The sequence below is a fragment of the Streptomyces sp. NPDC051987 genome (assembly GCF_040680735.1).
Taxonomy (GTDB): Bacteria; Actinomycetota; Actinomycetes; order Streptomycetales; family Streptomycetaceae; genus Streptomyces.
Genome location: NZ_JBFAXI010000016.1, coordinates 14,949 through 38,114, shown reverse-complemented (window position 1 = coordinate 38,114; position 23,166 = coordinate 14,949). Strand labels below are relative to the sequence as shown.

The window sequence follows — 23,166 nt, the reverse complement described above, 5'->3', positions numbered from 1 at the left end:
GGTTCGTCAGCCCATGCCGGCGTTCAGGAAGACACCGCCGTCGACGACGAGGGTCTGGCCGGTGATCCAGTCGGACTGCTCCGAGGTGAGGAACGCGGCGGCGGCGCCGATGTCGGAGGGCACGCCGAGCCGCTTGAGCGGGTAGACCGCGGCGGCCTCCGCCTCCCGGCCCTCGTACAGGGCCTCCGCGAACTTGGTCTTGACGACCGCGGGGGCGATCGCGTTGACCCGGACGCCGGGCGCGAACTCGTGCGCCAGTTGCTGGGTCAGGTTGATCATCGCGGCCTTGCTGATGCCGTACGCGCCGATGAACGGCGAGGCGGACAGGCCGGCGACGGAGGCGATGTTGACGATGGCGCCGCCGTTCTCCTTCTGCCAGGCGTGCCAGGTCTTCTGCGCGAAACCGAGGGCGGAGACCACGTTCGTCTCGAACACCTTGCGGGCCACGTCCAGGTCCACGTCGGCGATCGGGCCGAACACCGGGTTGGTGCCGGCGTTGTTGACCAGGTGGTCGACGCGGCCGAAGGCCGCCATGGTGCGCTCGACGACCTCGCTCTGGTGGGCCAGGTCGTGCGCCTTGCCGGCGATGCCGATGACGCGGTCGGCGCCGAGGCGCTCGACGGCCTCCTTGAGGGCGTCCTCGTTGCGGCCGGTGATGGCCACGCGGTCACCGCGGGCGACCAGCGCCTCGGCGATGCCGTAGCCGATGCCGCGGCTCGCGCCGGTGACTATGGCGACCTTGCCGGACAGCTCGGGCAGTTCAGTCATGTCAGTGTTCCTCAGGTTCCCCGGTGGTCTGCTAGTCGAGCGGTCCGCCGGCCACGTACAGCACCTGGCCCGAGACGAAACCGGCGGCCTCGTTCGTGAAGAAGGCGATGGCGTTGGCGATGTCCTCCGGCTCGCCGACGCGCTGCACGGGGATCTGGGTGGCCGCGGCGGCCTTGAACTCCTCGAAGCCCATCTTGACGCGCTCCGCGGTGGCCTTGGTCATCTCGGTGGCGATGAAGCCGGGGGCGACGGCGTTGGCGGTGATGCCGAACTTGCCGAGCTCGATCGCGAGGGTCTTGGTGAAGCCCTGCAGACCGGCCTTGGCGGCGGAGTAGTTCGCCTGACCGCGGTTGCCGAGCGCCGAGGAGGAGGACAGGTTGACGACCCGGCCCCAGCCGGCCTCGACCATGTGCTGCTGGACGGCCTTGGTCATCAGGAAGGACCCGCGCAGGTGCACGTTGAGGACCGTGTCCCAGTCGGACGCGGACATCTTGAACAGCAGGTTGTCGCGGAGCACGCCGGCGTTGTTGACCAGGATGGTCGGGGCGCCCAGCTCCTCCACGACGCGCGCGATCGCGGCGGCGACCTGGGCCTCGTCCGAGACGTCGGCGCCGACCGCGATGGCCCTGCCGCCGGCCGCGGTGATCTTCTCGACGGTGTCCTTGCAGGCGGCCTCGTCGAGGTCGATCACGGCGACCGCGCGGCCCTCGGCGGCCAGTCGTACGGCGGTGGCGGCGCCGATGCCACGTGCGGCACCGGTGACGACGGCCACCCGCTGCTCAGTGCTGGACATTGCTGTTTCTCCTCGCCCTTGAGAACACCTGATCGAGAACCGGCCGGGATGGTGAGCGACCGCTTAGTACCTTCGACAGACGTGACGCTAGAAGCCATGGCACCCGGTGTCAACGTCCCACCGCGCGGTGTGATCCATTACCTCACCAGGAGGTCCAGCAACCGCTCGGTCTCGGCGGCCGGGTCACGGGTGAGCCCGGTGTGCACGGGCCCCGGCTGCACGACGGCCGAGCGGGGCGCGACCAGCCAGCGGAAGCGCCGTCCCGGGTCGTCGCCGGCCGCGTGTCCCGCCGCCGCCCCACCGGCGCAGACGCCCTCCACCGCCCCGAGCGCGGCCCGCACCCCGGCCACGTCGGCGTCCGGGTCCAGGGCCAGCAGCCGCGCCTCGTCGAGATGGGTGCGGGCGCCGACGTACGCCTTGGCCCGGCAGTACACGATCACACCGGCGTTGATGCACTCGCCGCGCTCCACGCGGGGCACGACGCGCAGCAGGGCGTACTCGAAGACGTCCCGGTCGCCGCCCTGGCCCGCCCGGGTGATGTGGCGCTCGGTCATCTGTCCGGCCACGTTGATGTGGGTCTCGCTCACTTGGTCCCCCCGATGCCGGTGATGCGCTCGTGAATGACGGCGGCCCGCGCGAGCAGCGGCCGTGCGTAGGTGCGCCGCAGGTCGTCGGGCGTGTCGAAGCCGGGCTCGGCCGCGAGCCAGACGTCCGGGACCTCGGCGGTGACCTCGGCGAGCAGGTCCTCGGTGACCAGGGGCGCCAACGCGGCGGCGGCCGCCCGCACATCGGGGGTGAAGCCGCTCAGCGCATGGTCGGAGGCGTCGTACGGACGGGCGGCGGACGCCTCGGCCGACGGCCAGTTGTGCTGCCAGATCATGGTGGCGCCGTGGTCGATGAGCCACACCTCGCCGCGGTGCATCAGCAGGTTGGGGTTGCGCCAGGAGCGGTCGACGTTGTTGATCAGCGCGTCGAACCAGACGATCCGCCCGGCCTCCTCGGGGCTCACCGCGAAGGCGAGCGGGTCGAAGCCGAGGGCCCCCGAGAGGAAGTCCATGCCGAGGTTGGTACCGCCGCTCCCCCGCAACAGGTCCTGCACCTGCTGCTCCGGTTCGCCGAGCCCCAGCACCGGATCCAGTTCGACGGTGACCAGGCGGGGCATCCGGAACCCGAGCCGGCGGGCGAGTTCGCCGCAGACGACCTCGGCGACCAGCGTCTTGCGGCCCTGCCCCGCGCCCGTGAACTTCATGACGTACGTCGCCAGGTCGTCACCCTCGACGAGGCCCGGCAGCGAGCCGCCCTCACGCAGCGGTGTGATGTAGCGGGTCGCGGTGACTTCCTTGAGCATCGCCCCAGGTTACTGGGGATCCGGCGACGGCCCGGCCACCGGTCCGTCCAGGCCGACAGCGAACCGACAGCGCTGTTTTACCGAAGCCTCATGTCCAGGGGGTCAGTATCTGGATGCCGTCTGAACGGGTGGTGCCCGAAGGCCGTACCCCTGGACGGATCAACGAGCAGCTTCGCGGAAGGGAACCCCTCACATGACCAGCGCACCGCTCAACCCCTCGGCCAACCCGGCTCGCCGTACCGTCATGGCGGCGGCCGGAGCGGCGGGGCTCGCCGCCGCGCTGACCGCCTGCGGATCGTCCGACGACTCGTCGGGCACGGCCACCACGAACAGCAACGCGGGCGCCGGCTCCACCACCCAGGACAGCAACGGCTCGGCGGGCGGCTCCAGCGCCGCGGCCGGGGGCACCGCGCTCGCCAAGACCACGGACATCCCCGAGGGCGGCGGCACGATCTACAAGGACAAGGCCGTGGTCGTCACCCAGCCGACGGCGGGTACGTACAAGGCGTTCTCGACGAAGTGCCCGCACGCGGGCTGCGCGGTGAGCAGCATCGCCAACGGCGAGATCGTCTGCCCCTGTCACGGCAGCAAGTTCGCCATAGCGGACGGCAGCGTGAAGCAGGGCCCGGCGACCACCGGTCTGACGGCGGCCAACATCACGGTCTCCGGTGACCAGATCTCGCTGGCCTGATCCTCAGGACCGCCGACGCGGTCTTCCCAGGCAGCCGAGCACCTCGTCCGTGGTCGCGACCGTGGCGACCAGCGCGAGGGTGTTGCGGATCATCGCGGGGGTGTACTCGGAGGGCACTCCCGCGACGGCGTCGGCCGGGACGACGGCCGTGTAGCCCCGGTTGACCGCGTCGAACACGGCGTTCGGTATGGCCACGTTGGCCGAGACGCCGGTCACGATCAGCGTGCGGCAGCCGAGGTTGCGCAGCAGCGGGTCGACGTCGGTGCCCTGGATCGGCGACAGACCGTGCAGCCGTCGTACGACGAGGTCCTGCTCCGAGACTTCGATGGGGGGCGCGACGCGGACCGCCGTGGTGCCGGAGAGCTGCTGGACGGGCAGCCGTTCGGCGGCGCGGAACAGGCGGGCGTTGCGGTTCGCGCCCCGGCCGTCCGGGCGGCGTTCGGCGATGGCGTGGATCACCTGGACACCGGTGTGGTGCGCGGCGGCGACCAGGCGGGCGATGTTGTCCAGGGCCCCCGACGACCGTGCCTCGCGGGCGAGTTCGGGCAGTGCGCTGTCCGGGCCCACCACGCCCTGCTGGCACTCGACGGTCAGCAGCACGGTGCTCACCGGGTCGAGGAGTTCGGCGAGCCGCTGGTACGACGACGGCATGACGCCCCCTTCCACCTTGGTGCGGGGCGGGTGACACTAACCGCCATCGCGCGGGAACGGAAGAAGGACAAGAGGGGGCTGCATGACCGTCACTCAGCGCCGGGGCCGGAAGATCATGATGACGCCCGGTGAGCTGGACGAGTTCCTCACCACCCAGCGGACCTGCCGGGTCGCGACCGTCACGGCGGACGGCGCCCCGCACGTCAGCGCCCTGTGGTTCGCCTGGGACGGCACGTCACTGTGGCTCTACTCGGTGGTGCGCAGCCAGCGCTGGAAGGACCTCAGCCGCGACCCGCGCGTGGCGGTCGTGGTCGACTCCGGTGAGGAGTACGACCAGTTGCGCGGTGTCGAGCTGAGAGGGACCGTCGAGTTCGTGGGCGAGGTCCCGCGCACCGGTGAGCTGGTCGCCGAACTCGACTACATCGAGACGGTGTTCGCCCGCAAGAACTTCGGTCTGGACGAGATGCCGCACGACGGCCGGCACGCGTGGGCACGGCTCACCCCGACGAAGATCGCCTCCTGGGACTTCCGCAAGCTGGGCACGGCGTAGGGGAGCCGGGCTCGGCAGCCGCAGGCGGAAGCGCCGGCAGGCCGGCTCAGGCGATCGCCTCGGCCGCGTCGCGCAGCGCCTGCACCGCCGCCCGGATCGAGGGGCGGCGGTCGGCGTCGGCCCGCCAGACGACGTACACATGGCGGCTCACCCGCTGCTTCAGCGGCACCATCACCACGCCGTCCGGCACCGGGTGGCGGCCCAGCAGCGGGGCGACGCAGACGCCCAACCCGGCCGCGACCAGGTTCAGCTGGGTGTGCGTCTCGGCCGCGCGGTGCCCGACGACGGGCTCGATACCGCGTGAGAGCAGGGTGTACATCAGCCACTCATGGCAGAACTCGCCCTCGCCCCAGGTGATCCACTCGTCCTCGGCGAACTCCCCCAGGTCCACCTCTTCGCGGCCGGCGAGCCGGTGCCCGGCCGACAGCGCCACCTCGGCGGGGTCGTCCAGCAGGGGCGCCTTGACCAGGCCGTCGGGCACGGGCATCGGCTTGTTGTACCAGTCGAGGACGACAGCGAGATCCAGGTCGCCGCGGACGACGCCGGCCACGCCGTTCTCCGGCTCCAGTTCGCTGGAGCGGACGCGCAGCGCGGGGTGCCGTTCCCGCAGGGCGGCCAGTGCGGCCGGGAACAGGCCGCGGGCGGCCGTCGGGAACGCGGAGAGCCGGAGTTCGCCGACCACCTGGCCGCGGTGCGCCTCCAGGTCGGACTGGGCCAGTTCGACCTGGGAGAGGATCCGGGCCGCGTGCTCGGCGAGCAGCCGCCCGGCGTCGGTGAGCCGGATGCCGCGGCCGTTCTTCGCGAGGAGCCGCTGGTCCACCTCTCGCTCCAGCTTGCCCATCTGCTGGGACACGGCCGACGTCGTGACGTGCAGGGCCTCGGCGGCGCCGCTGACCGAGCCGTACCGGGCGAGGGCGTCCAGGGTGCGCAGGCGCTCCAGATTCAACACGTAAGCGATTCTAAGAGGTGCCGGGTGGAGATCTTGCGTCTGCTAAGACGTCGGGGTCCGAGGAGCGGGGAGCGGGTGCGGGAGCGGGTGTGCGTGCGGGTGGTGGTGGGCTGGCCGCGCAGCTCCCCGCGCCCCTTGCAGGGGCGTCCGCACGGGCGTTCCCGAAAGGCGACGGCGCCGCAGACGGAACTCAGGCCTGGATCCGGCCCCCCTTCGCCGGTGTCACCGCTCTCGCCACCGCCGCGGCCAGCGGACCGGCCTCCTCGGGCGCCAGCGTCGAGACGGTGACGCGGACACCCGGCGGGGTCGACAACCGGTAGCGCGCCCCCGGCGCCACCGCCCATCCCTCGTGCAGCAGCCGGGACACGGCAGCCGTCTCGTCCGGGACCGGGATCCAGACGTTCATGCCGCTGCGGCCGTGGGCCTCGACGCCGTGGTCGGCGAGCGCGTCGACGAGGAGTTCACGGCGGGCCCGGTACGCGGCCGCCACCGCCGGGCCGTGCACCGCGCCGTCGGCCCACAGCCGGACCACCGTCCGCTGCAGCAGCCGGCTCACCCACCCCGGGCCGAGACGCTGACGCCCCCGCACCCGGTCCACCGTCACCTCGTCCCCGGTCAGGGTGGCCAGGCGCAGGTCGGGTCCGTATGCCTTGGCGACCGAGCGGACGAAGGACCAGTGCCGGGTGACGCCCGCCAGCGGGTGGAGGGGCAGGTCGACGATGCCGTGGCCGTGGTCGTCCTCGATCAGCAGGGTGTACGGGTGGGCGCGCAGAACCGCCCGCAGGGCACGCGCGCGTGCGGCACCGACCGCGGCGCCGGTGGGGTTGTGCGCCCGCGCCGTGACGATCAGGGCGCGGGCCCCGGCCTCCAGGGCCCGGCGCAGGGCGTCGGCGCGCGGCCCCTCGTCGTCGACCGCCACCGGGACGGTACGCAGTCCGAGCGCGGGGATGAGGTCGAGGGTGCGGCCCCAGCCGGGGTCCTCGACGGCGACGGCGTCGCCGGGCTTGAGGTGTGCCAGCAGGACGCGCTCGGCGGCGTCCAGGGAGCCCGAGGTGACGGTGAGCGGCCCGTCGGGCACGCCGTCGGCGGCCAGTTCGGCGCGCGCCATCCGGTCCAGGTCCGGCTCGACGGGGTCGGCGCCGTAGAGGACAGGGGCTCGGTCGCACTCGGCGGCCACGGCCGCCAGGGCCGGCGCGAGGGCGGGAAGCAGGGCGGGGTCGGGGTTGCCGGAGGACAGGTCGCGCACTCCGGGCGGGACCTCGGGATGTTGGTCCCGCCCGGTGGTGGCCGGCTTCGGCCGGACCCGGCTGCCCCGTCGGCCGGCGGTCTCGATCACTCCGCGCTCGCGCAGGGTGCGGTAAGCGGCGGCGACCGTGTTGGGATTCACCCCGAGCCTGCTCGCCAACTCCCTCATGGGCGGCAGCAGGTGCCCCGGCTCCAGCTCCCCGGCACCCACCGCGCGCTCGACGCTGGCCGCGATCTCCGCTGCGCCACGCCCTTCGATCGGATATTCTCCTAGCACAAACAGCATTATGCACTAGTGCAATGGAGGATCGCAATGGAGACAGCCGCGCAGGGGACCGTGCCGGCGCAGTCCGCACCGCCGGCCCAGCCCGCCGCCTACGCCAGGACCGACCGCACCGTGCCCACCCGCTCCGCCGAGCGGGCGTCGTACGACAGGGAACTGGTGCACGCCATCCTCGACGAGGGCTACCTCTGCCACCTCGGCTTCGTGCGCGACGGCGCGCCGGTGGTGCTGCCGACGCTGTTCGGCCGGGTCGGCGAGGTCCTGTACCTGCACGGCTCGACGGGTTCACGCCCGCTGCGGATGACCGGCCAGGCCGACCCCGGACTGCCGGTGTGCGTGACGGTCACCCATGTCGACGGTCTCGTGCTGGCCCGCTCCGCCTTCCACCACTCGGTCAACTACCGCTCGGTGGTGGTGCACGGCATCGCCCACCAGGTCACCGACCCGGAGGAGAAGAGGCGCGCGCTGGACGCCCTGGTCGACCACGTGGTGCCGGGCCGGGCGGCCGACTCCCGCCCCGCCGACAAGAAGGAACTGGCCGCGACCGCGGTGATCCGTCTGGACCTGAACGAGGTCTCCGCCAAGACCCGTACCGGCGGCGCGCACGACGAGCCGGAGGACCTGGACCTGCCGTACTGGGCGGGTGTGCTGCCGCTGCGGAAGGGGTACGACGCTCCGATCCCGAACGGGGACCTGGCGTCGGAGGTTCCGGTGCCGCGGTACCTGAAGACGCGGTGACGGGCGGCGCCCCCAGGTGGGCGCCGCCGACGCTCAGGCTGCGGGCTCGCGCACGACGTCCTCACTGCGCGCCAAGGGCTCACCGGAGCCCTTGGCGGGTGCCGACGACTGCGCGATGAACGCCCCTGCCAGCACGACCGCCCCGCCCGCCACCTGCGGCGCCGACAGGCGCTCCCCCAGCAGCACCCAGGCCAGCACGGTCGCCACCACCGCCTCAAGGCAGGCCACGACCCCCGCCACCTGCGGGGACAGCCGCCGGACCGACAGCACCCCGGTGATGTAGGCGACCACGGTCGCCACCAGCACGATCCAGGCCAGCAGAACCGCCGCCGGCACCGCGGTCCCGTTCATCCGCGCGGCGCCGCCCAGTACCGACCAGTCCATCTTCCACGGCCGGGCCACCACGGTGAGCAGACCGGCCCCGACCAGCAGCCCGTACGCGATCACTCCCAGCGGATCCGCTCCCTCGCCCCCACCGTGGTCGGCGAGCACGAAGTACCCCACCTGGCAGCACGCCGCCGCCAGCGCCAGCACCAGCCCCAGCGCGTCGAACCGCAGCCCCGACCACACCTCCACCACACACGCGAGACCGCCCGCCGCGAGGACGACGCCGAGCGCGGCGGCGCGGGTCACCGGCCGTCGCTGCACGAACCGGACCCAGCCGAGCACCAGCGCGGGAGCGAGGTACTCCACGAGCAGCGCCACCCCCACCGGTATCCGGGATATCGCACCGAAGTAGCAGGCCTGGACTCCGGCCACGGCGAGCAGGCCGAACCCGGCGAGCAGCGCCGGCCGGCGGCGCGGCAGGTCGCGGTGGCGGACGGCCAGCGGAAGCATCACCAGGGCGGCGCCCGCAACCCGCAGCCACACCACGTCCAGCGGTGCGAGGCCGGCCTCGATCAGGGGCTTGGCCGCGACGCCGGAGCCGCCGAAGGCGAGCGCCGACCCGAGGGCGAGGGAGAGCCCGAGGCCCTTGCCGTGGCTGGTGTCCGTGGTGTGCACCGGGACATGATGCCAGCGGGCGACATGAGCGTCACCCCCTATGACACCTGTCTCAACGGCTGGACGTGGGGCGCTCCGCCGCGGCGTCCCGCACCACCTCGGCCGGCCCGGTCGCCCCGTCCCCGTCTATCCGCACGGCCAGCTCACGGGCGGCCACCCCGGCACGCTCCAGCACCTCCACGGCCCGGGACTCCGGGTCCAGGACCAGGCCAGCCAGCAGGTCGACGCCGTCGGAGCGGGCCGCGCCACGCCGCCGGGCGCGGACGCGCGCGTACTCCAGGGCGGCCGCGGCCACCGGGGACCAGGCACCCTCGCCCTCGGCTCGCCCTCCCCCGGTCCGCGCCAGGGCGGGCAGCGCGCCGGAGTCCTCGACCCCGCCCTGCCAGCGCAGGCCGTAGCCGATGCTGCGCTGCACGAGGTAGCCGAGCAGGCGGGCGAGTTGCGGTGCGGCACCGAGGGCGGCGCGCACCTCGGGGTCGTTCTCGATCAGTGAGTGCAGCAGATGGGCGGTGTCGACCTGGCGGTCCCCGTCCCGTACGGCCCGGCGGCGGGCACCGGCGATCACCGCTGCCAGCTCGGCACCGAGCCCGGCATCGTCGTCCGCGTGGACACTGCCCTGGTCCTGGGCGGGCTGGCGGGGAATACGGGGTTGCACGGTCCCTACCTCATCAAGCCCGGGAGCCGGAGTCATCGGCGAGGGGAAGCATCTTCGCGTCCCACGCAGAGTGGAGCCGGGTGGCCGAAATCTCCTCCTTACGGATGAGATCAGACCCATTCCGGCCACCGTGGCGCGCGGCGTCTTGCCGAGCGCCCCCGCGCAACCGGCGCGCACCCGTCGCGCTGACACGGCGCGTGCATCCGCACACTTCCTGACGGTTCATCAGTATTGAATGTTCGAGGCCCGGCGGCTACGTTCCGCGACACCGTAGCCCGACACGAAGGGGTGGCCCGATGGCCGAAGTCAGCGCGGAGGCACGCATCCAGGCACCGGCCGAGAAGGTGTGGGCACAGCTCACCGACTGGCCGGCGTACGGCGAGTGGAACGCGACCCACACCAACTTTCCCAAGGGCGGCCCCGAGACGCTGGCGGTGGGGGGCACCTTCCAGGAGAACATGAAGCTGATGGGCTTCCCGGCGGAGGTCGAGTGGACCATCGAGGAGCTGGAACCGGCGCGGGTGCTGGCGATCCGCGGCAAGGGGCCGATGGCGGTGACCGTCGCCACCCGCTACACGCTGACCCCGGACGGGGACGCGACGGGCGTGCGGATCGACGGCGAGTTCACGGGCGCGGCCGTGTCACTGATGGCGGGCAAGCTCAAGGACTCGGCGACGGCGGCTCTCAACGAGTCGCTGCGCAGGCTGGGCGGACTGGTGGCCTGAGCCGCTCCCGTCACCCGGGCACGCAGAGGCGCCCCGCGGAGGTTCCGCGGGGCGCCCGGTGTCCCGTCCGCCGTCCGGCGAGGGTCAGTCCTCGTCGGCGAGGATGAGGTACAGCTTCTTACGGGTCTCGTTGATCACGGCCAGCGCCTTCTCGCGCTGCTCCTTGCTGCCGGTCTTCCAGACCTGCCCGAAAGCCTCCATCAGACCGAAGCCGGCCTGGCGGATCTGGCTCAGGGCCTCGAAGTCGACCCCGCGGGACGCTTCCTCCCAGGGGGCGTCCGGCCCTTCGCCGGCGGCCGTGCGGCCACTGTCGGTGAGGGAGAACAGCTTCTTGCCGCCCTCGCTCTCACTGGCGATCAGCCCCTCGTCCTCCAGCAGCTGGAGGGTCGGGTACACCGAGCCGGGGCTGGGCTTCCACGCACCGCCGCTGCGTTCGGCGATCTCCTGGATCATCTCGTAACCGTGCATCGGCCGGTCCTTCAACAGGGCCAGGATCGAGGCCCGTACGTCGCCGCGCCGGGCCCTTCCCCGTGGACCGCCGCGCCCTCGCGGCCCCCAGGGCCCCGGTCCGAAACCGGGCCCGCCGGGACCGAAACCGGGGCCACCCGGGCCGAAGGGCCCGAACGCCGCGCGCCGGCCGTCCCGTCCACCGAAGCCGCCCCGCTCGTGCGAGTGGGGGCCGCCGTGACCATGTCCACGCTCGAATCCGTGGGAACGCATGGCAATCACTCCATTCCATCGTTGATCTGTCGCGCATCTTTCGCGATGTCTCGACGATATATCGGAACCGTTCGCGTGGCAAGCCCCGACTTCGACGTCCGCAGGGCGATCCAGCAGGGGCGTTGCATGACCATGCGTTCTGATGCATAATCTTCCTATGTCCAAGGTCCTCACCTCCCTTCCCGCCGGCGAGCGCGTCGGCATCGCCTTCTCCGGCGGGCTCGACACCTCGGTCGCGGTCGCGTGGATGCGCGACAAGGGCGCCGTCCCGTGCACCTACACCGCCGACATCGGCCAGTACGACGAGCCCGACATCGCCTCGGTGCCCGGCCGTGCGCACACCTACGGTGCCGAGATCGCGCGCCTGGTCGACTGCCGGGCCGCGCTGGTCGAGGAGGGCCTGGCCGCGCTCACCTGCGGCGCGTTCCACATCCGCTCGGGCGGCAGGGCGTACTTCAACACCACGCCGCTCGGCCGTGCCGTCACCGGCACGCTGCTGGTGCGGGCCATGCTGGAGGACGACGTCCAGATCTGGGGCGACGGCTCGACCTTCAAGGGCAACGACATCGAGCGGTTCTACCGGTACGGCCTGCTGGCCAATCCGCACCTGCGGATCTACAAGCCGTGGCTCGACGCGGACTTCGTGACGGAGCTCGGCGGCCGCAAGGAGATGTCCGAGTGGCTGGTGGCCCACGGGCTGCCGTACCGGGACAGCACGGAGAAGGCGTACTCCACCGACGCCAACATCTGGGGCGCCACGCACGAGGCCAAGACCCTGGAGCACCTGGACAACGGCATCGAGACCGTCGAGCCGATCATGGGCGTGCGGTTCTGGGACCCCGAGGTCGAGATCCTCCCCGAGGACGTCACCATCGGCTTCGACCAGGGCCGCCCCGTGACCGTCAACGGCAAGGAGTTCGGCACCGCCGTCGAGCTGGTCATGGAGGCCAACGCGATCGGCGGCCGGCACGGGCTCGGCATGTCCGACCAGATCGAGAACCGGATCATCGAGGCGAAGAGCCGGGGCATCTATGAGGCGCCGGGCATGGCGCTGCTGCACGCCGCGTACGAGCGGCTGGTCAACGCGATCCACAACGAGGACACGGTCGCGCAGTACCACAACGAGGGGCGGCGGCTCGGCCGGCTGATGTACGAGGGCCGGTGGCTGGACCCGCAGGCGCTGATGATCCGGGAGTCGCTCCAGCGGTGGGTCGGCGCGGCGGTCACCGGTGAGGTGACGCTGCGGCTGCGGCGCGGCGAGGACTACTCGATCCTCGACACGACGGGTCCGGCCTTCAGCTACCACCCCGACAAGCTGTCGATGGAGCGGACCGAGGACGCCGCGTTCGGTCCGGTGGACCGGATCGGCCAGCTGACGATGCGCAACCTCGACATCGCCGACTCCCGCGCGAAGCTGGAGCAGTACGCCGGGCTGGGCCTCATCGGCTCCGCCAACCCGGCGATCGGCGCGGCACAGGCGGCGGCGACCGGGCTGATCGGCAGCATGCCGGAGGGGGGCGCCGAGGCGATCGCGTCCCGTGGAGAGGCTGCGCCTGACGCCGACGAACTGCTGGACCGGGCGGCGATGGAACTGGGCACGGACTGAGCGTTCCGCTCAGGGGGGCCGACTCGGGGTGAGGGTCGGCCCCCTTTGTCTTGCCTGCGGGTGGGCGGCAGCGCCGTTGGGCCGCCGGCTGGACGGTCGGGTGCGGCGCCGTGGTGGGTTTTCGCGCAGCTCCCCGCGCCCCTGAGAAGGCGCGTCGGCGTGACCCCAGGGTCGCCGGCGCAGCACCGTCGTGGGTCTTCGCGCAGCTCCCCGCGCCCCTGAGAAGGCGCGTCGGCGTGACCCCCGGTTCGCCGGCACGGCACCGTCGTGGGTTTCCGCGCAGTTCCCCGCGCCCCTGAGAAGGCGCATCGGCGTGACCCCCGGTTCGCCGGCGCGGCACCGTCGGGGGGTTTTGCGCAGTTCCCCGCGCCCCTGCGGGGGCGGGGGCGGGGCCAGGTGGTGGAAAACGGGCCAGGAGTGGGGGATTGGCCTTGGGCGGGGTGGGTGAGGTGGGCCTAGCGTCTGGCTCATGCGGATTCGAATCGTCGACGCGTTTGCCGAGCGCGCGTTCTCCGGGAACCCGGCCGGAGTCGTGCTGCTGGAGTCCTTTCCTGACGACGGGTGGATGCAGAACGTCGCCATGGAGGTGAACCATGCCGAGACCGCCTTCGCGCACCCCCTGCCCGAGGGCGCGGAGGCCGACTGGGCGTTGCGGTGGTTCACGCCGGTCACGGAGGTGGCGATGTGCGGGCACGCCACGCTGGCGACCGCGCATGTGCTGCACACCACGGGGGCGCACACAGGTCCCGTGCGGTTCGCCAGCCGGAGCGGGGTGCTGATCGCGACGCCCGGCGCGGAGGGGGTGATCACGCTCGACTTCCCCACCGCCCCGCTGACCCGGGTCGACGTGCCCGACGGGATCGCCGAGGCGCTCGGCGCCGAACCCGTGGCCGCCTTCGACACCGGCCCGAACATCGGCGACCTGCTCCTGGAACTCGCCGACGAGAAGACCGTGCTCGGCCTCTTCCCCGACCACAAGGCGCTCGCCGCCCACTCCACGCGCGGGATCATCGCCACCGCCCGCGCCGAGGACCCGGCCAGGGGGTACGACTACGTCTCCCGCTGCTTCTTCCCGAACGTCGGGATCGACGAGGACCCGGTGACCGGGAGCGCGCACACCGCTCTCGCGCCGCACTGGGCCGGGCGGCTCGGCGAACCCGATCTCACCGGGCTGCAGGCCTCCCGGCGTACTGGCCTGGTCCGGACCTCGCTGCGCGGTGACCGTGTCCTGCTCACCGGCCGCGCGGTCACCGTCATCGACGGCGAACTGCTCACGCCGTAGGCAGCCAGCCCACCTTGCCGGCGAGCAGCGCGTAGCCGACGAACGCGCCGATGTCGAGCAGGGAGTGCGCCACCACCAGGGGACCGACCCGGCCCCACCGCCGGTACAGGTAGACGAAGACCACGCCCATCACCATGTTGCCGACGAAGCCACCGATCCCCTGGTAGAGGTGGTACGAGCCGCGCAGGACGGAACTGGCCACGAGCGCGGTGCCCGCGGTCCAGCCCAGCTGGTCCAGCCTGCGCAGCAGATAGCCGACCACGATGACCTCTTCGAGGATCGCGTTCTGCATCGCGGAGAGGATCAGCACGGGGTACTTCCACCACACGTCCGGCAGCGCCTCCGGGACCACCGTGAGGTTGAAGCCGAGACCGCGTGCGGTCAGGTAGAAGGCGATACCGGCGCTGCCGATCACCGAGGCGACGGCCGCGCCACGCCCGAGGTCGGGCCAGGGACGGGTGCGGTCGAAGCCGAGCGCGCGCAGACTCGAGCCCTCCCGGAGGAGGAGGTGGGCGACGAGGAGGACGGGGACGAGTGCCGACGCGATGCCGAAGAGCTGCCAGGCGAGATCGAGCCAGGGGCGACCCGGCGCGGCCGAGGCGTTCATCGTGGCCGCCTGATCCTTGAGGCCGCCCGGTTTGGTGACCGATCCGATGAAGCTGATCAGGGCGGACACCCCGCTCGCCCCGAGCGAAAGTCCTAGGACGAGCAGTGTCTCGTCCCTGAACACGCGCTGCGCGGGCCGCTCCAGCGGGTACACACCGGCCACCTGATCCGCCTCCACCTGCACTCCTGCCTCCAGTCGGGCAAACCCCATGGCCACCTTCGCCACGGGACATCACAGCTTGCCCGATCAACCTGGAGCGGACACGGCCGACCCCGGATGACTCGACGACGAGGGCCGGCCACAGCGCCCCGAAAGGGACGCGGGGACTGCGCGACGAGCCCAGACGGCGCCGCACCAGGCAATCCCACCGCCCCCCTACGCCGCCGCCCCGTCGGCCGTCACCCCAAAGGCACCGGTTCCAGTAACCCCACCGGCCACGTGTGCACCGGCTCCCCCTCGTTCATCAGCTCGGCGTAGCGCCGCGTCATCGCCGCCAGCGCCGCGTCCCTCGGCAGCCCCCGCTCCAGCGCCCGGTGGAAGGTCGCCGCCTGCCAGGACGCCCCGTTGGCCCGACGCCGGCAGCGCTCCTCGATCACGCCGAGGTACAGGTCGCGGTCGGCGGGATCGACGCCCCACGCGTCCAGACCGGCCGCCGCCAGCGGCAGCAGTTCGTCGCGGACCAGGGTGACCGCGTCCACCTCCGCCGTGCCGCCGCCGTACCGCGCCCGCCTCGGCCAGACCAGGCGTGCGTCGATGCCGTCCCGGCACGCCGCGTCGAAGTTCGCCTCGGCCGCGGCGAACGGCAGCCGGGTCCACACCGGGCGGGACTCCTCCGCGAGGGCGCGGACCAGACCGTAGTAGAACGCGGCGTTGGCGACGACGTCGGTGACGGTGGGGCCGGCCGGCAGCACGCGGTTCTCGACGCGCAGGTGCGGGACACCGTCGGCGATGCCGTAGACCGGGCGGTTCCAGCGGTACACCGTGCCGTTGTGCAGGACGAGTTCCGCGAGTTTCGGCACCCCGCCCGCGTCGAGCACGGCCAGCGGGTCCTCCTCGTCGCAGATCGGCAGGAGGGCGGGGAAGAAGCGCAGGTTCTCCTCGAAGAGCTCGTACGCCGAGCTGATCCAGCGCTCGCCGAACCAGGTGCGCGGCCGGACGCCCTGCGCCTGGAGCTCCGGCGGGCGGGTGTCGGTGGCCTGGAGGAACAGCGGCGGGCGGGACTCGCGCCAGAGTTCACGGCCGAACAGGAACGGGGAGTTCGCGCCCACGGCGATCTGCGCGGCGACCGCCGCCTGGGCCGCGTTCCACACGTCGGCGAAGCGGGCCGGGGTGACCTGCAGGTGCAGCTGCACGGAGGTGCAGGCGGCCTCCGGGACGATCGACTTCGACGTGCACACGAGGTGCTCGACGCCCTCGATGTCGAGCAGGAAGTCCTCGCCCCGGGCGGCCACGATCTGGTCGTTGAGCAGGGTGTACCGGTCCACCTCGGAGAGGTTCGCGGAGACCAGGTCGTCGCGCTCCAGGGTGGGCAGGATGCCGGTCATGACGATCCCGGCGTCCACCTCGCCCGCCTTCCGGTCGGCGTAGGCCAGCGAGGTGCGCAGTTCCTCCGCGAGCCGGTCGAGAACCCGCCCTTCGAGCCGGTGTGGAGCTATGTTCACTTCCAGGTTGAACATGGCGAGTTCTGTTTGGAAATCGCGGCTCGCGATACGTTCGAGAACCTGTCCGTTCAGCATTCTCGGCATGCCGTCTGCGCCGGCCAGATTCAATTCGATCTCGACACCCATGAGGTTCTTCGGGCGGTCGAACCGCTTCTCCACCAGCAGCCGCTCCAGCCCCGTGAGACAGTCGCGCAGCTTTTCGCGGTAGCGTCGGCGATCGGACAGGTCGAACCGGCCCGCCACGACCTTCTCCCCCATCGAAGCGTCCCTCCTCGAATGGGCGGGCCGGGGTTCCGGCCGCCGGTGTCCCGAGTCCAGGTGGGATGATGCCCAGCGGACGCGATCGATAACGTCGCGCGAGGCACCGGCACCCGCTACTCTGTTGGAATGTGTCCCGCGGCACATTCACGAGGCATGGCGCAGCACGCACCTTCGGGTTCCCCGTTCTCCTCGTGAAAAACGCCGACTGCATCCGGCCGACCGCGACAGCCTCGAAATCCGAGGTCAGCGGGGTTCTGATGGGCTGGAAATCGGGAGGATTCCGCACGAATCATCGGCTGAATTGCATCTTGTTCACTTCCGTGAAACGGCCCGGTGAAACACCGTCTGAACAGGCGTCGTATAAACTCCGCGAGCAAGGCAGAAGGCTGGCGCCCCCGGTCCTGGTTCCTGCCGCCTGAGTGACGTGCGGCGGGCAACGCCCGCACCTCTCTTCACCGAACCGGGCCCCGCCTCTCTGACCTCCTGTGAGCTGACAGCGCCGTCCGCCCCCGCCCTCGCGCCACCGCGCCTGTCGAATGAGAGGCGACCCACCATGCCGCTGCACGTTCCTCCTGCCCCCGCGCCCGCCCTGCGTTCCGTCCTCACCGCCCTGAGTTCCCCGACGGCGGTCCGCGAGGCCCGCACCCCCTCCCTGCGCACCGCACAGGGACCCGCGACGCCCGAACTCCCGCTTCCCGTGCACGTGCTGGACCGGATCACCACGGAGGGCATGTCCGCCACCCGGCTGGCCGGCTGGCGCTTCCTGATCCGCTGCGGCGACCGGGCGGTGGCCGCGGCCGACACGATGCTCACCCCGGACGGCTGGGCGTTCTCGCACTTCTTCGAGGGCCCCTACATCGCCTCCACCGAACGGGCCCTGCACCAGGCAGAGGCCCTGCAGCAGACGTACCAGCCGCGCCTGTTGTCCCTGCCCGGTCTCTACATGCTCACCCTGTGGCTGCACGGCGACCACACCGCCGACGGCGCCGAGGGGCACCCCGTCGCCACCGACCTGCTGGTGCCGCTGGCACCCGCCCCGCCCGGTATCGCGGCCCACCGGCCGCACCCGGTCGCCGAGCTGCTCCCGGTCCTGACCGACCGGATCACCCCGGCCCCCCTGCTCATCACGCCTGCCTGAGGCCACAGCCGCCGCACCGCGCCGTCCCCGCGCTCTTTCGGTCGAGTGGCGGGGACGCGCAGTGCGCCTTTCATTCTGCTCGTACGAGCAATTCACTGCTCCTAAGAGCCGGAATGGCTCTCACCTGGTGCCGGCCCGCCGTTCGGACTAGCCCCATCCGGCCATGTGAAACCATCCGAATTGGCAGCCGGGCAGGGATGAACCGTCCGCGCGGGTGACGCGTCTCCAACCTGTGAGAAGCGGTGCAGCGAAATCCCTGCGGAGCAACGCCCGGAAGGCAACACTGGTTTCCGACCGACTCATCAGCACGGGGGACCGACATGACCACGACCGAGCGAGAGACCCTATCCATGTGCCAGCACCAGCCGCCGTGTCCGACAGCCGAATCCGCCGACCGGGAGTCCGCCCGCCTCGTGGCGCACCACCCGGAGCAGGGGTGGAGCCTGCTGTGCAACGGCGTTCTGCTCTTCGAGGACACCGGTGAGCTCCTGCCCGACGGTCAGATCATCGCGCCGCACCGCCCGCTGGGTGCCGGCCGGGTGGTGACCGCCGCCTGAGCGACCTGTCGCACCACACCCGGGCGGCCCCGCCGCTCCGCCCGGTGACCAGCAGGGGCCGGACGCACACCCATGGTGCGCACCGGCCCCGACATGCGTCCGGGGTTGGTCACCCTCGGTGACCCAGTGCTGTGCGCAGCGCGAAGTAGGCCGGTTTGGGGGCGAGTTGCTCGTCCCAGGGCAGGGCCGCGCCCTCACCGGGGAAGAACGCCGGGATCCACGAGTACTTGTCCGTGTAGTCCCAGATCGTGATGCCCACGCAGTGCCGTACCGCCAGGCACGCCTTGGTCAGATCCGCGTACCAGGTCGCCTGCTCGGCCAGTTTCTCGTCGGTGGCCGGCAGCTGCATCCGTACGTCCACCTCGGTGAGCGCGGTGTCCAGGCCGAGCCGGGAGAAGCGGCGGAGGTTGTCCTCCAGGGTGGTCGGATAGCCGTACTGGAGCGCGAGGTGGGCCTGGAAGCCGATGCCGTCCAGCGGGACGTGCCGTGCCTTGAGCTGCTGCGCGAGCGCGTAGTAGGCGTCGCTCTTCGCGCCGAGGCCCTCGATGTTGTAGTCGTTCAGGTAGAGCCTGGCGTGCGGGTCGGCCTGGTGGGCCCAGCGCAGCGCGTCCGCGATGTAGTCAGGGCCGAGCGTCTTGTACCAGAGGGTCTCGCGGTAGCTGCCGTCCTCGTTGAAGGCCTCGTTGACGACGTCCCAGGAGTAGACCTTGCCCCGGTAGTGCCGTACCTCGGTCTGGATGTGCGTCTTCAGTACCGCTCGCAGCTCGGTGGCCGTCCAGTCGCGGGAGGTGAGCCAGTCGGGCAGCTGGCTGTGCCAGACCAGGGTGTGGGCGCGGACCTTCTGGTGGTGCTCGCGGGCGAGGTTCACGATCTGGTCGCCGTTGGTCCAGTCGAAGACGCCCTGCTGGGGTTCGGTGGCGTACCACTTCATGCCGTTGCCGGGCGTAATCATGTCGAACTCGCTGCCGAGCAGCGTGGTGTAGGCGGTGTCGGTGAGTTCGGGGTTGTCGGTGGCGCTGCCGAAGTAGCGGCCGTGGCGCTGGGCCAGTTCGGCGAGGGTGGGCTGCCGCTCGTGGGCCTGGGCGGCGGGCCCGGTGGCGATCCCAGCCGCCACGAGCACGGCCGCGAGGGCACCGGCGAGTCTGAGACGTGTGCGTGACATCGTGCGACTCCTGTCCGTGGAAGGGGTGGTCAGCCCTTGGTGGCGCCGACGGTGAGGCCGCCGACGAGCTGGCGCTCGGCGACCGAGTAGAAGGCCAGGGCGGGAACCATGGCGAGGACCAGGTAGGCGAAGACCCGGGCGGTGTCGGTGGAGTACTGGCCCTGGAACTGCTGCACGCCGATGGGGATGGTCCACCAGGTGGAGTCGGTGAAGACCAGCAGCGGCAGGAAGAAGTTGTTCCAGCTGGTGACGACCGCGAGCACGGAGACCGTGCCGAGCGCCGGCCGGGCCATGGGCAGCAGGATCCGCCAGAAGAAGCCGAACGGCCCGCAGCCGTCGAGGGTGGCCGCCTCCTCCAGCTCACCGGGGATCTCCCGGAAGAAGCCGCGCAGGATGATGATGGTCATCGGCAGCCCGAACGCGGCCTGCGGCAGGATCACGCCCAGCGGGTTGTCCAGCAGGTGCATCCAGCGCAGCAGCAGGAAGAGCGGCAGGGCGGCCACCGCGAAGGGGAACATCAGGCCCATCGTGAACACGGTGAACAGCACTTCCCGCCCGCGGAACGCGAACCGCGCGAAGGAGAACGCCGCCAGCGCCGACGCCGCGACCACGAGCACGGTGGTGGCGACCGCGATCAGCGTGCTGTTGCCGACGAGCCGCCAGAACGCGCCGGAGCCGAGGATGCCGGTGTAGTTGGAGGTGACCCAGGACTCGGGCAGCCCGACCGGGTTGCGGGACAGCTCGCTCGTCGTCTTGAACCCGGACAGCAGGGCGTAGAGCAGGGGTACGGCCATCAGGGCCCCGACCACGACGAGCACCAGGTGCAGCGGAAGTGTCCGTACGGTCTTGCGGCTGTCGCTCATGCGCCGTCCCCCCGCATGTTCGTGGTGGCGCCCGCCAGGTCGCGGCGGAGCACGAATCGCTGGTAGGCGAGGCCGAAGACGAGGCTGACGGCGAACATGGCGACGCTGATCGCGCTGGCGTAGCCGACCTGGTAGCGCTTGAAGCCGTACTGGAACATGGTCACGGCCATGGTCTCCGAGTGGTGGTCGGGGCCGCCCGCGGTGATCACCCAGACCAGGTCGAAGAGCTGGATGGCGCCGATCACCGACAGGAAGACGCTGATCCGCAGGGTGGGGGCGAGCAACGGCAGGGTGACGTACCGGAAGCGCTGCCAGGGCGAGGCGCCGTCGACGGTCGCGGCCTCCGTCAGCTCGGCCGGGACGGACTGGAGCCCGGCCAGGTAGAGCATCATGTGGAAGCCGAAGTACTTCCAGGTCATGACCAGGAACAGGGTGGCCATGACGGTGGAGGGATCGGAGAACCACTTACCGCCGAGCGCGCCGAGGCCGATGTCGCTCAGCAGGTGGTCGGCGAGCCCGTCGCCGGGGGCGAAGATCATGCCGAACAACACACCGGTGATCGCCTCGGAGAGCACGTAGGGCGCGAAGAACAGCATCCGGTAGACGGCCCGGCCGCGGATCCGCTGGTTCAGCAGGACCGCCATGGCGAGCGCGAACGGCAGTTGCAGGGCCAGTGAGAACACGACCAGGACCAGGCAGCGCCAGAGGTCGCCGAGGAAGACGTCGTCCTGGAAGAGGCGGGTGAAGTTGTCGGTGCCGGTGTAGTCGGAGGGCATGCCGAAGCCGCCCCAGCGGAAGAACGAGGCGTACAGCGCGAACAGGATCGGCAGCAGGACGAGGACGCCGAACAGCGCGAGGGCGGGCAGCTGGAAGCCCATCGCGGTGAGCCAGTGCAGCAGCCGGCGCCGTGAGCGCGACCGGTCAGCGGCCGGGCGCGGGTGGGGCGCGGCGTCCGGTGCCGACCGGGTGCCGGGCAGGCAGGTCGAGGTCATCGGGCGGCCTACTGCTCTTCCTTCGCGGTCTTGGTGATCTCCTGCGTCACCTGTTCCGGTGACTTGGAGCCGGCGATCAGCCCGGCCACGCTGTCGTTGATCTGCTGGCCGACGGCGGGCGCGTACGCCTGGTCGAGGTAGAGCTGGAATCCGGTGGCGCCCTTCAACTGCGCCTGTACGGCTTTGGTGTTCGGGTCGCTCAGCGCCTTCTCCGCGCCGGGAACCACCGGGAGCGTGTTGGTCTTCTCGACGAGCACCAGGTCGGTGGTCTCGGAGGCGAAGAACTTCAGGAAGTCGACGGCTTCCTTCGGAGCGCCCTTGCGCAGGGCATGGCCGCCGCCACCGCCGAAGACCTCGGTGATGGCGCCCTTGCCGCCGTCGACGGCCGGGAAGGGGAAGAAGCCGAGGTCCGAGCCGAGGCCCTTGCCGGCATCCGCCTCCACCACCGGGGCCCACTGGCCCATCAGCTCCATGGCCGCCTTGCCGTTGCCGACCGCGGCCGCCTGGCCGGTGGGCGTGGAGTAGGCGGCGCCGAGGAAGCCCTTCTGGAACGGCTGGAGGCCGACGAGTTCCTTCAGGTGCTGTCCGGCCTGGACGAACCCGGTGCCGGTGAAGTCCTTGGCCTCGTCCGCCTTCTGGAGGGCGTCGAGACCGGCCGTGCGCATCGCCAGGTACGCCCAGTAGTACATGCCCGTCCAGCTCTCCTTGCCCGCGAGGGCGAGCGGGGTGATGCCGGCGGCCTTGAGCTTGCGCACGGCGTCGAGGAACCCGCTCCAGGTGGTGGGGGGTTCGCCGATGCCCGCCTGCTTGAAGTGCGCCTTGTTGTACCAGAAGCCGATCATGCCGATGTCGAACGGTATGCCGTACAGCTTCTGGTCGATGAGGTACGGCTGCTTGGCGACCGACAGCATCCCGTCCGCCCAGGGCTTGGTGGCGTCGGTCAGGTCCTCGACGAGGCCGGCGTCGACCTGCTGCTTGAGGACCCCGCCGCCCCAGGTGTGGAAGATGTCCGGGAGTTTCCCGGAGGCGATGAGCGCCGTCATCTTGGATTTGTAGGCGTCGTTCTCCAACTGCACGATCTTCAGCTTCACGTGTGGGTTCTGCGCCTCGAACTTCTTGGCCAGACCCGCCCAGACGTTCTTGGTCGGCTGGGTGGTGGAGATGTTCCACCACTCGACCGTGACCTTCCCCGACGACGAGGACCCCCCGTCGCCCGAGCCGCAGCCGCTGAGGGCGGTCATGCCCAGACCGGCGGCCGCGGTGGCCGCCAGGAAACCGCGACGGGACAGTGCGGGGTCGCCCATGATGCGCTCCTCGGGGTACGGGACGACCGACGCCGTCCTGGTTCGGTGGTGCTCTGGGGGCCGCCGTACTCGAAACATTCGGCGTTGTCACCGAACGTTCCGAACGGGGACTCTAGAAAGGCGGATCAGGAGCGTCAAGGTGTCGCGCATCAGCTCATGGGCGCACCGGCGAACCAGTCGAAGCGGGCCCGCCCCTCGGTGACGTACACGCCGATGACCCGGCCCGTGAACCCGCCGGCCACCTCGGCGGAGAGATAACGACCGTCGAGTTCGGCCGGCCGAACAACCCCTTCGGACGCGGATGAGCCCGGGGTGTGGTGCCGGATGGTCGGCGTGTAGACGCCGCCCGAGGCCGGGGTGTCGTCCGGCGGCGTCAACTGCCCGGGCCGGTCCAGGACGTCGCCGATCTGCCGCCAGTGCACCAGGTCCCGGCTGTGGAAGAGCGGGACGCCTGGGAGGTACTCGAAGCGGGAGCAGACGAGGTAGCAGTCCTCCCCGACCCGGCACACGCTCGGGTCGGGATGGAAGCCGGGGATGACCGGGTTGTCGCACGTCCGCATGCACGCGCCTCTCCCCCAGCCCAGCCGAAAGTTTCGCCGAGGTCGGCGAACATTA

Annotated in this window: 25 protein-coding genes; 8 read left to right on the top strand and 17 right to left on the bottom strand. The window is 71.3% G+C overall.

The window, feature by feature from the left end; translation table 11 throughout:
• Positions 1-6: 6 nt before the first annotated feature.
• The 4 genes from AB0M11_RS11870 to AB0M11_RS11855 all read right to left on the bottom strand — a co-directional run bounded on the left by AB0M11_RS11870 (position 7) and on the right by AB0M11_RS11855 (position 2,909).
• On the bottom strand, positions 7-768 hold the full coding sequence (locus AB0M11_RS11870) for an SDR family oxidoreductase (RefSeq protein WP_365704058.1): 762 nt from the start codon (positions 766-768) through the stop codon (positions 7-9).
• A 31-nt stretch (positions 769-799) separates the two neighbouring features.
• Complete coding sequence (gene fabG, locus AB0M11_RS11865; RefSeq protein ID WP_365704056.1) at positions 800-1,561, bottom strand: 3-oxoacyl-ACP reductase FabG; 762 nt, start codon at positions 1,559-1,561, stop codon at positions 800-802.
• A gap of 137 nt (positions 1,562-1,698) precedes the next feature.
• Positions 1,699-2,115 (bottom strand): DUF3037 domain-containing protein, encoded by a 417-nt coding sequence (locus AB0M11_RS11860; protein ID WP_365704176.1) that lies wholly within the window; start codon positions 2,113-2,115, stop codon positions 1,699-1,701.
• Between the two features lie 29 nt (positions 2,116-2,144).
• Complete coding sequence (locus AB0M11_RS11855; RefSeq protein ID WP_365704054.1) at positions 2,145-2,909, bottom strand: HipA family kinase; 765 nt, start codon at positions 2,907-2,909, stop codon at positions 2,145-2,147.
• Positions 2,910-3,102: 193 nt separating this feature from the next.
• Between AB0M11_RS11855 and AB0M11_RS11850 the strand changes: the two genes are divergently transcribed.
• Positions 3,103-3,600, top strand: coding sequence for a Rieske (2Fe-2S) protein (locus tag AB0M11_RS11850; RefSeq protein ID WP_365704052.1), 498 nt, complete (start codon positions 3,103-3,105; stop codon positions 3,598-3,600).
• 3 nt (positions 3,601-3,603) lie between these two features.
• Here the strand turns inward: AB0M11_RS11850 and AB0M11_RS11845 are convergent, their stop codons facing one another.
• Positions 3,604-4,251 carry a cysteine hydrolase gene (locus AB0M11_RS11845; protein ID WP_365704050.1) on the bottom strand — a complete coding sequence of 216 codons (648 nt, stop codon included), beginning with the start codon at positions 4,249-4,251 and terminating at the stop codon, positions 3,604-3,606.
• An 82-nt stretch (positions 4,252-4,333) separates the two neighbouring features.
• On the opposite strand from AB0M11_RS11845, the gene AB0M11_RS11840 reads away from it, so the two are divergent.
• Positions 4,334-4,801, top strand: coding sequence for a pyridoxamine 5'-phosphate oxidase family protein (locus AB0M11_RS11840; protein ID WP_365704048.1), 468 nt, complete (start codon positions 4,334-4,336; stop codon positions 4,799-4,801).
• A gap of 46 nt (positions 4,802-4,847) precedes the next feature.
• On the opposite strand, the gene AB0M11_RS11835 is transcribed toward AB0M11_RS11840, so the two are convergent.
• Positions 4,848-5,750, bottom strand: a complete 903-nt coding sequence (locus tag AB0M11_RS11835) for a LysR family transcriptional regulator (RefSeq protein ID WP_365704046.1) — start codon at positions 5,748-5,750, stop codon at positions 4,848-4,850.
• Positions 5,751-5,940: 190 nt separating this feature from the next.
• Positions 5,941-7,272, bottom strand: coding sequence for an aminotransferase class I/II-fold pyridoxal phosphate-dependent enzyme (locus AB0M11_RS11830; protein ID WP_365704044.1), 1,332 nt, complete (start codon positions 7,270-7,272; stop codon positions 5,941-5,943).
• Positions 7,273-7,308: 36 nt separating this feature from the next.
• Between AB0M11_RS11830 and AB0M11_RS11825 the strand changes: the two genes are divergently transcribed.
• The gene (locus AB0M11_RS11825; RefSeq protein ID WP_365704042.1) at positions 7,309-8,016 is read left to right on the top strand and encodes a pyridoxamine 5'-phosphate oxidase family protein; all 708 of its coding nucleotides are present in this window, start codon (positions 7,309-7,311) and stop codon (positions 8,014-8,016) included.
• 33 nt (positions 8,017-8,049) lie between these two features.
• Here AB0M11_RS11825 and AB0M11_RS11820 read toward each other — a convergent pair whose 3' ends face one another.
• Both AB0M11_RS11820 and AB0M11_RS11815 read right to left on the bottom strand, forming a co-directional pair.
• Complete coding sequence (locus tag AB0M11_RS11820; RefSeq protein ID WP_365704040.1) at positions 8,050-9,018, bottom strand: EamA family transporter; 969 nt, start codon at positions 9,016-9,018, stop codon at positions 8,050-8,052.
• 52 nt (positions 9,019-9,070) lie between these two features.
• A complete protein-coding gene (locus AB0M11_RS11815; RefSeq protein WP_365704038.1) occupies positions 9,071-9,673 on the bottom strand; it encodes a Clp protease N-terminal domain-containing protein in 603 nt (200 codons plus the stop codon).
• A 296-nt stretch (positions 9,674-9,969) separates the two neighbouring features.
• On the opposite strand from AB0M11_RS11815, the gene AB0M11_RS11810 reads away from it, so the two are divergent.
• On the top strand, positions 9,970-10,398 hold the full coding sequence (locus AB0M11_RS11810) for an SRPBCC family protein (RefSeq protein ID WP_365704036.1): 429 nt from the start codon (positions 9,970-9,972) through the stop codon (positions 10,396-10,398).
• Positions 10,399-10,482: 84 nt separating this feature from the next.
• Here AB0M11_RS11810 and AB0M11_RS11805 read toward each other — a convergent pair whose 3' ends face one another.
• Positions 10,483-11,118: a PadR family transcriptional regulator gene (locus AB0M11_RS11805; protein WP_365704034.1), complete on the bottom strand. Its 636-nt coding sequence runs from the start codon at positions 11,116-11,118 to the stop codon at positions 10,483-10,485.
• Between the two features lie 157 nt (positions 11,119-11,275).
• Here AB0M11_RS11805 and argG point away from each other — a divergent pair, with 157 nt between their 5' ends.
• Both argG and AB0M11_RS11795 read left to right on the top strand, forming a co-directional pair.
• Positions 11,276-12,724: an argininosuccinate synthase gene (gene argG / locus AB0M11_RS11800; RefSeq protein WP_181803151.1), complete on the top strand. Its 1,449-nt coding sequence runs from the start codon at positions 11,276-11,278 to the stop codon at positions 12,722-12,724.
• Between the two features lie 469 nt (positions 12,725-13,193).
• Positions 13,194-14,006 (top strand): PhzF family phenazine biosynthesis protein, encoded by an 813-nt coding sequence (locus AB0M11_RS11795; RefSeq protein WP_365704032.1) that lies wholly within the window; start codon positions 13,194-13,196, stop codon positions 14,004-14,006.
• On the opposite strand, the gene AB0M11_RS11790 is transcribed toward AB0M11_RS11795, so the two are convergent.
• Together AB0M11_RS11790 and AB0M11_RS11785 are read right to left on the bottom strand one after the other, a co-directional pair.
• Positions 13,996-14,796, bottom strand: coding sequence for a type II CAAX endopeptidase family protein (locus AB0M11_RS11790; RefSeq protein WP_365704174.1), 801 nt, complete (start codon positions 14,794-14,796; stop codon positions 13,996-13,998). The two genes, AB0M11_RS11795 and AB0M11_RS11790, sit on opposite strands and share 11 nt — an antisense overlap.
• Before the next feature lie 215 nt (positions 14,797-15,011).
• Positions 15,012-16,532: a glutamate--cysteine ligase gene (locus AB0M11_RS11785; RefSeq protein ID WP_365704031.1), complete on the bottom strand. Its 1,521-nt coding sequence runs from the start codon at positions 16,530-16,532 to the stop codon at positions 15,012-15,014.
• A gap of 556 nt (positions 16,533-17,088) precedes the next feature.
• Between AB0M11_RS11785 and AB0M11_RS11780 the strand changes: the two genes are divergently transcribed.
• Both AB0M11_RS11780 and AB0M11_RS11775 read left to right on the top strand, forming a co-directional pair.
• Positions 17,089-17,673: a hypothetical protein gene (locus AB0M11_RS11780; protein WP_365704029.1), complete on the top strand. Its 585-nt coding sequence runs from the start codon at positions 17,089-17,091 to the stop codon at positions 17,671-17,673.
• 350 nt (positions 17,674-18,023) lie between these two features.
• Positions 18,024-18,230 carry a DUF5999 family protein gene (locus AB0M11_RS11775; RefSeq protein WP_365704172.1) on the top strand — a complete coding sequence of 69 codons (207 nt, stop codon included), beginning with the start codon at positions 18,024-18,026 and terminating at the stop codon, positions 18,228-18,230.
• Positions 18,231-18,339: 109 nt separating this feature from the next.
• On the opposite strand, the gene AB0M11_RS11770 is transcribed toward AB0M11_RS11775, so the two are convergent.
• From AB0M11_RS11770 to AB0M11_RS11750, 5 genes are all read right to left on the bottom strand, one after another.
• A complete protein-coding gene (locus tag AB0M11_RS11770) occupies positions 18,340-19,392 on the bottom strand; it encodes an endo-1,4-beta-xylanase (protein WP_365704027.1) in 1,053 nt (350 codons plus the stop codon).
• Positions 19,393-19,421: 29 nt separating this feature from the next.
• Positions 19,422-20,255: a carbohydrate ABC transporter permease gene (locus AB0M11_RS11765; protein ID WP_365704025.1), complete on the bottom strand. Its 834-nt coding sequence runs from the start codon at positions 20,253-20,255 to the stop codon at positions 19,422-19,424.
• Complete coding sequence (locus AB0M11_RS11760) at positions 20,252-21,247, bottom strand: sugar ABC transporter permease (protein ID WP_365704023.1); 996 nt, start codon at positions 21,245-21,247, stop codon at positions 20,252-20,254. Before AB0M11_RS11760 ends, AB0M11_RS11765 begins: the two co-directional genes overlap by 4 nt.
• An 8-nt stretch (positions 21,248-21,255) precedes the next feature.
• The gene (locus tag AB0M11_RS11755) at positions 21,256-22,551 is read right to left on the bottom strand and encodes an extracellular solute-binding protein (protein ID WP_365704021.1); all 1,296 of its coding nucleotides are present in this window, start codon (positions 22,549-22,551) and stop codon (positions 21,256-21,258) included.
• 149 nt (positions 22,552-22,700) lie between these two features.
• On the bottom strand, positions 22,701-23,111 hold the full coding sequence (locus AB0M11_RS11750; RefSeq protein ID WP_365704019.1) for a family 43 glycosylhydrolase: 411 nt from the start codon (positions 23,109-23,111) through the stop codon (positions 22,701-22,703).
• Positions 23,112-23,166: the final 55 nt, after the last annotated feature.